The 1170-nt window shown below is 63.9% G+C and carries 2 protein-coding genes and 1 pseudogene; all 3 read left to right on the top strand.

Annotated elements, in window-relative coordinates; all coding sequences use genetic code 11:
* The first annotated feature begins 3 nt into the window (after positions 1-3).
* Positions 4-357: an IS66 family insertion sequence element accessory protein TnpB gene (tnpB, locus tag L6637_RS42295; RefSeq protein ID WP_128955119.1), complete on the top strand. Its 354-nt coding sequence runs from the start codon at positions 4-6 to the stop codon at positions 355-357.
* Between the two features lie 50 nt (positions 358-407).
* Positions 408-812 (top strand): IS66 family transposase, encoded by a 405-nt coding sequence (locus L6637_RS42290; RefSeq protein ID WP_237867379.1) that lies wholly within the window; start codon positions 408-410, stop codon positions 810-812.
* Between the two features lie 110 nt (positions 813-922).
* Positions 923-1170: pseudogene (locus L6637_RS42285) on the top strand (IS66 family transposase); the annotation flags it as partial.

Below are 1170 nucleotides of genomic sequence, written 5' to 3'. Positions count from 1 at the left end.
CCGGTGATTGCGCTACGCTCTGACCTCAAGGTGGTGCTGGCGACACAGCCGGTCGATTTCCGCAAGTCGGTGCATACGCTGTCGGCACTGGTGAGCGAAGCGCTGCGTGCGAATCCGTGTTGTGGGGACGTCTTCGTGTTCCGCAGCAAACGCACGGACAGAGTGAAGCTTCTGGCGTGGGACGGCAGCGGCATGGTGCTGATGACGAAGTGGTTGCACCAGGGGCACTTCACCTGGCCGCCGATCCGCGAAGGCGTGGTGCATCTGACTGCGACACAGCTCGCGATGCTGCTCGACGGACTCGAGTGGACGCGCGTCTCGCCCAAGCCGGTGAAGCAGCCGGCCGTTGTCGGCTGAGAGGAGAGGATTTCGCTGGAGCCTGCGCCGCGCGGATGTATGGTCCATTTATGGCGATTCGCCCGGACGTCCTCTCGACTGATCCCGCCGCTCTAACAGAGATGGTGCTCGCGCTCGACGCCGAGAACGAGAAGCTGCGTGTTGCGATGCAGACGCTCAAGGAGATGATCTTCGGGAAGCGCTCGGAACGGCTTGCCACGCTCGTGGCCGAGCAGCTTGAGCTTGAGCTTGACGATCTTGAGACCAGTGTCACGCCGCCGGCAGCTGCCAACGACGATGCACCTGCGGTGAAGCCGTCCGATAAGCTACGTAAGAAGGCGCGCCGCAACATCGGCGCGTTGCCCAAGCATCTGCCGCGCTGTGAGCAGGTCCTGGAGCCGGAGGTGACGGCCTGCCCGTGCTGCCAGGGCCAGCTTCACAAGATCGGCGAGGACGTCAGCGAGGTGTTGGAGTGATCCCGGCGCTCCTGCGCGTGCTGCGCACGATCCGTCCCAAATACGGCTGCCGCGGCTGCACCGATGGCGTGGTCCAAGCCAAAGTGCTGCCGCGCCTGATTGAGGGCGGCATGGCGTCGACGGCCCTCGTGAGCCATGTGGTGGTCTCGAAGTTCGCCCGGTATTTGCCGCTGTACCGGCAAGTTCAGATCCTGGCCGGCCACGGCATCCATCTTGACCGCGCGACACTCGCGGTTGGGTCAAACGTACCGCCTTGTGGCTCAGGAGCCTTTATGAGCTGCAGCTGCGGATCATTCAGGCTGCGCCGCGCGTGTTCTGCGACGAGACGCCGATGCCGGTGCTTGATCCAGGACGACAT

This window comes from Bradyrhizobium zhengyangense (assembly GCF_022012435.1).
In the GTDB taxonomy this organism is placed as follows: domain Bacteria; phylum Pseudomonadota; class Alphaproteobacteria; order Rhizobiales; family Xanthobacteraceae; genus Bradyrhizobium; species Bradyrhizobium zhengyangense.
Note: the sequence above shows the minus strand (reverse complement) of the source record. Positions and strands in the feature narration are given on the sequence as shown.